Genomic DNA, 4,074 nt, shown 5'->3' with positions numbered 1-4,074 from the left:
TTTTGAGCTGCATGAGCCTTCACCGCCTCCTGTAGCTTGGTCTCGTATGGCAGGGTGTTTTCCCACCTGCGGGTGCGCTCACCGAAATGCCCGTACGTCGAATACCGCACAAACCCAGTAGCCCGCAGTCCGAGCTGGTCGATGATCGCTGCCGGACGAAGATTAAACACATCCCGTGCCGCAGCCGTGATGATTTCGTCGGTGTATTGGCCGGTGCCGAGCGTGTCCACGCTGAAAGCAACCGGGTCGGCCTTACCAATCGCATAAGAAATCGCCACCTGGCACGCACTAGCGAGTCTGGCGTCCACTATCGTTTTCGCGATCAGGCGAGCCATGTAAGCACCAGACCGGTCAACCTTCGAGGCATCTTTACCGCTAAACGCGCCACCACCATGCCCCGCCAGCCCGCCATAGGTATCAACCATCAACTTGCGACCAGTCAAACCAGTGTCAGCCTTGGGCCCGCCCTCAACGAAACGCCCAGACGGATTCACCAAGATGACCGTCTCACCAGTGACGGGCAGATATGACTGGCAGGCCGGGCCGATAACAGCCGAGGTGATTTCACGACGCAACTCATCGGCGTCTTTTAGTTCGCTGTGCTGGACGGAAACCACCACCGTTTCAATGGCTTGCGGCTTACCCGCATCGTCATAGCGCACGCTAACCTGTGCTTTACCGTCCGACAAGATGCCCTTGATCGTGCCCTGCTCGCGCGCCTCATCCAAACGCCGACAAATCTTGTGCGACAACACCAACGGTAAGGGCAGCCGCTCTGGGGTCTCGTTGCAGGCGTAACCATAGACGGTTCCTTGATCACCAGCACCCTGCAGCGAATACGCGGTTTCGTCGCCCAGGCACGCTTCTAGCGAAGTGGTTACGCCGTCACCAATGTCTTGGGATTGGTGACGCACCCACACATACACCAGGAAACCCCAAGGTTTATAGCCGGCAGCTCTGAGTGCTGTGCGTACAGAATCACGGACACGGACCCGCGCTTTCGTGGTGATCTCACCGGTTACGATAATGCGCCGCCCGGCAGCCATGACCTCAACCGCCACGCGGGCATTACGATCCTCATACAGGATGTCGTCGAGGATCTGATCAGCAATAAGGTCGCAGAGTTTATCGGGGTGACCGATACAAACAGCTTCAGCAGTTTTAACCACAGACACTAGTTCAGGCCTTTCACTAGAAAACGAAAACAAAAGAACAAGACCGCAGCTGAGCAGTCGGCGCGTGAAGATAGCCCGGTGTGGTCAGGGCTTTATGCGATACTGAAAACTATGGAAGATGAAACTGCCGGCACTGATCGGCAAAAACCGTCTGGCGACGATGGTTCGGCTGTGGCCTACGGGATGGTCGCGGGTATGCTGGTCGGCGTACTCGTCGGGGTTTTCACGCACAATATTGGTTTGTGGCTACCCATCGGTAGCGGCATAGGAGTTGCCCTAGGGGCAGCCTTCAGCGAAACAAAATCCTCCAACTAACCTTCGGTAGAACCTAAAACCATCCCACTAGGAGCGAGCTTTCAACAATTGCTCCATAACCTCATCACCCGGAGCCGCACCCGAATAGTCACTAGTGCAGTTAGCGCGCACAACCTCAAAAATCTCATACCAGTACACATTCGCCTGCTTACCAAACGACTGGGACATCGCAACGAACGGCGAGGCGATAGCGGCACCTGTCGTGGGGTGCTTACCGAGCAGACCGAACTTGCTTATTGCTTGTTCGCACTGCACGTAGCGGGCGAAAGCTTGCGCGTAAGCCTCAACCAGGCGCTTAGAAACAAACCTCGTGCAGCCACGCTCATCCAACCACCGCCACGTCTCCCGATACACCAAATCAGCACCGAGGGGTTTACCATCCCGCTGAACCTCCGACAGATACTCGGAAGGCTCCGGCATGACCTCACCAGCCAACACCGCGCCCTCACCAACATCGGCACCTTCGAAATCGAAAGGGCTCGCTAGCGGATCCTCCAGCCGGGTAGCTGGCAAACCCTTAGCCAACTTCTCGTTGAGGGGGTCGGGTTTCGCGCCAGCCCGCACCCGGCGACCACCACGGTTAGTGCCGTCTTTCGCCACGGTTAACAGGCCTCCTTTCTGGCTCTGTTGCGGCCAGAAAAGCGGCCTTCAAAAATGCGTTCGGGTCAATACCTCGTTTGATTCGGTCTTTTTGTGCACGGTTGGCCCCGCCCGCTGACCTCTGACAAGGCGTGAAAGATTCGACCTCCCCTACCCCTCACCAGGCTTTCGACGTTGGCTCGTGTCCAACGAACACCATCAAGATGGGCATCTTTGAGGTTCCAGAACTTCGACGCGACAGCGGCCAACGTGCAGGTTCGTCAATACGTGTAGACCCGAGGTTGTTGCCTCCACCGATCATCATCAAGCGCACTCTGCCTGGAGTGGCAGGGCTTGCACAGCGAACGGAGGTTCTCAAAGTCGTGGGTGCCACCATGTTCGAGCGGGAGAACGTGATGGACCTCTTGGACAGGCGTGTACTTGCCTTGTTCGAGGCAGTCCTCGCAGAGCGGATGGGCGGCGACGTAGGCGGCGCGGATCTTACGCCACCGCGCGCCGTAGCGGCGGTTGATCTTCGGATCACGCCGATACTTCCGATACCGGGCGTCTTCTGCCTTCGCGTGGGCCTCGCAGTAGCGTTCACGGGTGAGCTCAGGGCAACCAGGATGGGAGCACGGGCGGGCTGGTTTGACCGGCATCGCTGACTCCTTCCCCCAGGATGTGGTGAAGCCCCAAGTTCCCGTGTGGGTTCTTGGGGCTTCTCCTAGTTTTCAACCACTTACATGTTCTCACACCGATATGCGGTTTTCTATCGCATGTTTCGGATACCGGCTAACGCTAGAGCTGTCCGTATAAGGCAGTGGCGAACCTGTCGAGGGCCCGGTTCTTGCGCCGATAGACCGTGTCACGCTCGACGTAGAAGTGATCGGCGATCATCGATACCTTCTCATCTTGTGTCCCCTCGCTGAGGAAGAAGCCTTCGAGGATGAAGCGGTCGTCTTCAGCGATGACTTCCCACGCAGGCAAGAACCAGTCCATGTACTGGCGGGCCTGTAGGTAGCGAGCCTTGTAGGCGTCGATTCGCTCAATGCTCGCGACGATCCTGTTCTCCGAAGCGTGGAGGTTGCCTGATGGTGGTGTGCCGTCCATGCGTGGGGATGCTGGGCTTGCCGCGTCAGCGTAAGCCGCCTTGATCTGCTCGTCGGTACTCTCGATGATCTGTTCCATCACCGCATAATCCTGCAACGCCGCGATCGCGGCTTTCCTTGTGTCGAGGTATTTGGTCATCACATGCATGAGCTTGTCCTTTCAGTGGTTGTGATTTCTGCTGTGACCGCGTCAATCAACGCAGCCTGAGTAGCGTCTTTCGCATCAAGAGCTTTGAGCACGGCTTCATCGAGCGTCCCTTCCGCAACAAGATGCGTGATCGTGACCGGCTCTAACTGTCCTTGCCGATAAAGCCGTGCGTTGGTCTGCTGGTAAAGCTCCAAGCTCCACGTGAGCGAGAACCACACCAGTAGGTGCCCACCCGCCTGCAAGTTCAGCCCGTGGCCAGCCGATGCTGGGTGGATCAGCCCAAGCGCAATCTCGCCTCTGTTCCACGCCTCGATATCCGCGCTCGTTTTGAGTTCGCGAGCCTGTGGGAAGCGGGCGGTGATACGTTCGCGGTCATGGGTAAACCAATAGGCCACCAGCAGCGGCGAACCGTTGGCTGCCTCGATGAGGTCTTCGAGAGCGTCGAGCTTCCGCTCGTGAACCGCCGTCCACTGACCATCACCGGTGTAGATCGCACCCGACGCCAACTGCAGCAATTTGCCCGACAATGCAGCAGCATTCGCAGCGTCGATTGTCGCCTCACCGAGGTCGAGGACAAGATCAGATTTCAACTGCTCATACACGCGTCGTTCTTTCGGATACAGCACCACAGGCATTGTCGTCACCGTCAGTTTTGGTAGCTGCAGGTGGTCGGTGGTTCTCATCGACAACGTCATGTCACCAATCGCCGCATAGATCTCATCCTCAGCACCCACGCGTGGCTTATAGG

Annotated in this window: 5 protein-coding genes and 1 pseudogene; 1 reads left to right on the top strand and 5 read right to left on the bottom strand. The window is 57.5% G+C overall.

Annotated features, from left to right (window positions below; all coding sequences use genetic code 11):
* Positions 1-1,175, bottom strand: a 1,175-nt coding sequence (gene metK / locus G556_RS0107410; protein WP_028822314.1) for a methionine adenosyltransferase, incomplete at its 3' end; no start/stop codon positions are given.
* Between the two features lie 111 nt (positions 1,176-1,286).
* Here metK and G556_RS0107405 point away from each other — a divergent pair.
* Positions 1,287-1,490 carry a glycine zipper domain-containing protein gene (locus G556_RS0107405; RefSeq protein WP_036916224.1) on the top strand — a complete coding sequence of 68 codons (204 nt, stop codon included), beginning with the start codon at positions 1,287-1,289 and terminating at the stop codon, positions 1,488-1,490.
* A gap of 27 nt (positions 1,491-1,517) precedes the next feature.
* Here G556_RS0107405 and G556_RS0107400 read toward each other — a convergent pair whose 3' ends face one another.
* From G556_RS0107400 to G556_RS10630, 4 genes and pseudogenes are all read right to left on the bottom strand, one after another.
* Positions 1,518-2,090 carry a P27 family phage terminase small subunit gene (locus G556_RS0107400; protein ID WP_028822312.1) on the bottom strand — a complete coding sequence of 191 codons (573 nt, stop codon included), beginning with the start codon at positions 2,088-2,090 and terminating at the stop codon, positions 1,518-1,520.
* A gap of 260 nt (positions 2,091-2,350) precedes the next feature.
* Entirely contained in the window at positions 2,351-2,728 is a 378-nt protein-coding gene (locus tag G556_RS11320; protein WP_028822311.1) for an HNH endonuclease, read from the bottom strand.
* Positions 2,729-2,867: 139 nt separating this feature from the next.
* Complete coding sequence (locus G556_RS0107390; RefSeq protein ID WP_028822310.1) at positions 2,868-3,326, bottom strand: ArpU family phage packaging/lysis transcriptional regulator; 459 nt, start codon at positions 3,324-3,326, stop codon at positions 2,868-2,870.
* Positions 3,317-4,074 (bottom strand): annotated as a pseudogene (locus G556_RS10630) (ATP-dependent helicase); the annotation flags it as partial. The gene G556_RS0107390 and the pseudogene G556_RS10630, both read right to left, overlap by 10 nt.

The sequence above is a fragment of the Propionimicrobium lymphophilum DSM 4903 genome (genome assembly GCF_000423485.1).
In the GTDB taxonomy this organism is placed as follows: Bacteria; Actinomycetota; Actinomycetes; order Propionibacteriales; family Propionibacteriaceae; genus Propionimicrobium; species Propionimicrobium lymphophilum.
Note: the sequence above shows the minus strand (reverse complement) of the source record. Positions and strands in the feature narration are given on the sequence as shown.